This window comes from Pseudomonas viridiflava (assembly GCF_900602065.1).
GTDB lineage: Bacteria > Pseudomonadota > Gammaproteobacteria > Pseudomonadales > Pseudomonadaceae > Aquipseudomonas.
The window spans coordinates 1-325 of sequence record NZ_UWFN01000014.1; the positions used below are offsets into that span (position 1 = coordinate 1).

Annotated in this window: 1 pseudogene; it reads right to left on the reverse strand. The window is 63.1% G+C overall.

Annotated elements, in window-relative coordinates:
- Nucleotides 1-325: pseudogene (locus tag EE949_RS00065) on the reverse strand (phosphonate metabolism protein/1,5-bisphosphokinase (PRPP-forming) PhnN); the annotation flags it as partial.

Sequence of the window (325 nt, forward strand, 5' to 3'; positions counted from 1 at the left end):
GTCCAGCGGATAGACGCCAGGGTGGCTGGCCAGCAGATCACCGGCAAATTGCTGATTGCGGTCCAGCCGTGCCCCGATCTCCGGCAGGCTTTCCCGGCCTCTCGCCAGCAGACGCTGACGCAAGACGTCCTGATCCACAGTCAGCAGCACCGCCAGCAGATTGGGATAGCGGCGTTGCGAGCGCTCAAGGTGCGCACGGGAACCGTTGATCAGCACGTCATGGCCCTCCAGCAGCCACTGGTCGATGACAATCGGGATGCCGTAATGCAAGCCGTTGGCCTGCCAGTTCAACGCGAACGCGCCGTGCTCTCGCATGTGTTCGAAC